This is a genomic window from Campylobacter sp. BCW_6464, assembly GCF_001762775.1.
Classification (GTDB): domain Bacteria; phylum Campylobacterota; class Campylobacteria; order Campylobacterales; family Campylobacteraceae; genus Campylobacter_D; species Campylobacter_D jejuni.
This window is the reverse complement of the sequence record NZ_MJXM01000042.1, coordinates 1-2,612: the sequence shown is the minus strand read 5'-3', so window position 1 is coordinate 2,612 and position 2,612 is coordinate 1. Positions and strand designations below refer to the sequence as shown.

The following is a 2,612-nucleotide window of genomic DNA, read 5'->3' as shown; positions in this document are numbered from 1 at the left end:
TTTAGATGATATGGTAAAACACAAACAAAGTGATGAAGTTTTTAAAGTGTTTTATAAAAAAGATGATAAAATAAGATTGCTTAGAGTTAGTAATATGCAAGCTTTAAATCGTTTTGATAAACTTAAAGGTGCAATGACAAAAATAATTTTAGATAGTGGTTTTAAACCTGATAAATAAAAAGGATTAATATGTGTAAAGATCAAGAATATATAGAGCAAAGAAAGGTTTTATGGGAAAAAAGTTTTGAAGCCTTTAAAGATGATAAAGTGTATCAAAAAGAACAGCTTGAACTTGCAGAAGCAGGAATTAATGATGGCTTAGAGGAGGATTAATTATATAATTAGCCATATATTTATATTAGTTTTTTTAAAAAACCGTTTTTACTATTCTTTAATCTTTTATATTGTATTTTGATTGTCTTATTTATGTAATTTTATATATAAAAAAAGTTTTTTCCAATTTTACAACAAAACCCTTTATGGTATAATAAAAATAAAAATTATATAAGAAAGGATATAAATGGCTATAAAAATTGAAATTAGCGGATTTGATAAGGATTTTTTACCTGTTTTTGAGAGTTTAGCTAAAAGCTTATCTCAAAAGCCTATTTTATCAATGTTTTTTTCTTATTTTTTGAGCAAAAACTTACGCATACCCTTTTTTCATTTTTTGTTTCTTTAACTTCTCAAAAAAATTTGTGCCTCATTAAAACTTGGAAATACATTATTTTTTCTTCCTGTGCAACTTTTAAAACGCACATTTCCGTAAACTCTCTCAACCATATATTCCTCAAATAAAGTGGCAATAATTTCTATGCTATAATAGCGAATGTTTCCTTTCTCAGTTATTCTGTGCAACAAAACATTATTCATAAAAAAACCTAATTAAAAATTATTTATTTTATTCAAAAAATCATTTTTAAACATTTTTTCTATAGCAAGCTTAATCATTTGATTAATTTTCTCATTTTCTTTATTTGCATTAGAAATTTCATCTTTGTAAGTAGGAATCATCATTTCTATCATTTTTAATGTTTTTTCATCAAATAAAACTCTTTTTGGAATTAATATTTCATTTTTTTGAATATTTTCATTATTTATTGTATTTTTTTCCATTTTTATCCTTTATTTGTTAAAATAAATAAATTATACCATAATTTTAATAAAAAATTGTATAAATAGACAAATAATGCAAAAATATAAATATTTTTATGGTATAATTTAAAATATATAACATAATCTTATTTCAAAATAAGCCTATTAAAATATATATTTTGGTATTAACACAAGCAAATAAATATAACATAATATATTATTATGTTATAAAAAAAGGATATAAATAAAATGAAACTTAAAAATACTACAATAAGCGAAGATTTAGAGCGTTGGATAGAAGCTTATTTGAAACATATTCAAGCATTATCCTATTCAAATAATACTTTTTTACTTTATAGGCGTATTTTTAGATCTTGTAGAATATTTATTAGAATATCAAGATGAAATGCAAATAAACGATATAAAAACGACTTTTTTAGTCAATTTTATTAATTATTTAGAAAAAATGGCAATAAACTATCAAAAAAAACAAAAATAACTTATTTGAGAGTATTAACTAGCTTTTTTTCTTTTATAAGCGATAATAATGATGATTTGTTTGTTTTTTCCTTTGATATGAAGAAAATTAGATTTAGAACAGAAAAATCAGAAGAAAATTAAATTATCTTAATGAAAATGAAATTATAAGGCTAAATAATGTTTTAGAGAAAGAAAAAGCAAAAAAAGAAGTTTACAATAGTTTTAGAAAAAACTTATGCTTTATGGAGGACTTAGAATTTCTGAAGCTTTAAATGTAAAACTTTGTGATTTTGAAGAGGTTGATGATGAAATATTAAAAATATCCATAATAGGCAAGGGCGGTAAAGAACAATTTGCATTTATTAAAAAAGAAGAAGTAGATGATGAGCTTGAATATTTTAAAGAAAATATCCAAGATAGTGATTACATAATGCAAACTAGCACAGGAAAACATTTAAATAGAAGCAATGCTTTTTTGATTGTAAATAATATTTACGCTAAAGCTTTGATCAGCAAAAAAGGACTTCATTTGCTTAGACACACTTTAGCCATGAGATTAACAGCCAAAGGAACAAACCTTGTGGAATTCTAAGACATGCAAAACTAAATACTACTGCTATATATGCCAAAGCAACAAATGATACAATAAAAGCTGCGTTATTGAATAATTAATTTTTCTAAAATTGAGTATTTGCATAGACTTCAAGAAGAAGTCTATGTGTTTAAAATTGTTCTAATAAAAGTTTAGGTTCTCCGCCAAGTATTTTGATGAAATTTGCAATTCTTGATTGTATTATTTCTACGGAATACATACCTCCTAAACCGCCTAAAGCATAAAATAATTCTTCGAAAATGTCTTCTTTGTTAAATTCAAGTTCTTCTATGTCAATAAGATCAGGAGTTCGGCTACATTTTTGTAAATTTTGATATATTTTGACTAAAATCTTGATTTTTTGTAGATTACTTTCAGCCTCTAAATAAGAATTTAAGTGTATTATTAGGGTTTTTATGAGTTTTTCTCTATTTTCTTTATTTTC

General features: G+C 23.5%; 5 protein-coding genes and 1 pseudogene. 3 read left to right on the top strand and 3 right to left on the bottom strand.

The annotated features are described in order from the left end of the window. Positions 1-189: 189 nt before the first annotated feature. On the top strand, positions 190-333 hold the full coding sequence (locus AJ885_RS10440; protein WP_002807233.1) for a hypothetical protein: 144 nt from the start codon (positions 190-192) through the stop codon (positions 331-333). 187 nt (positions 334-520) lie between these two features. After that, a complete protein-coding gene (locus tag AJ885_RS10435) occupies positions 521-682 on the top strand; it encodes a hypothetical protein (RefSeq protein WP_162842081.1) in 162 nt (53 codons plus the stop codon). Here AJ885_RS10435 and AJ885_RS03675 read toward each other — a convergent pair. Continuing rightward, positions 679-873, bottom strand: a complete 195-nt coding sequence (locus tag AJ885_RS03675) for a polymerase (protein ID WP_038401389.1) — start codon at positions 871-873, stop codon at positions 679-681. The genes AJ885_RS10435 and AJ885_RS03675 overlap by 4 nt on opposite strands. 12 nt (positions 874-885) lie before the next feature. Further along, positions 886-1,116, bottom strand: coding sequence for a hypothetical protein (locus AJ885_RS03670; RefSeq protein ID WP_044779695.1), 231 nt, complete (start codon positions 1,114-1,116; stop codon positions 886-888). A gap of 228 nt (positions 1,117-1,344) precedes the next feature. Here AJ885_RS03670 and AJ885_RS10885 point away from each other — a divergent pair. Beyond that, positions 1,345-2,247 (top strand): annotated as a pseudogene (locus tag AJ885_RS10885) (tyrosine-type recombinase/integrase). Between the two features lie 50 nt (positions 2,248-2,297). On the opposite strand, the gene AJ885_RS03655 reads toward AJ885_RS10885, so the two are convergent. Then, on the bottom strand, positions 2,298-2,585 hold the full coding sequence (locus AJ885_RS03655) for a hypothetical protein (RefSeq protein ID WP_173405599.1): 288 nt from the start codon (positions 2,583-2,585) through the stop codon (positions 2,298-2,300). Positions 2,586-2,612 lie beyond the last annotated feature (27 nt).

Excerpts from the sequence above, each read along its gene's own strand:
- AJ885_RS10440 (WP_002807233.1), top strand. The coding sequence starts at position 190 with ATGTGTAAAGATCAAGAATATATAGAGCAAAGAAAGGTTTTATGGGAA.
- AJ885_RS10435 (WP_162842081.1), top strand. The coding sequence starts at position 521 with ATGGCTATAAAAATTGAAATTAGCGGATTTGATAAGGATTTTTTACCT.
- AJ885_RS03675 (WP_038401389.1), bottom strand. The coding sequence starts at position 873 with ATGAATAATGTTTTGTTGCACAGAATAACTGAGAAAGGAAACATTCGC.
- AJ885_RS03670 (WP_044779695.1), bottom strand. The coding sequence starts at position 1,116 with ATGGAAAAAAATACAATAAATAATGAAAATATTCAAAAAAATGAAATA.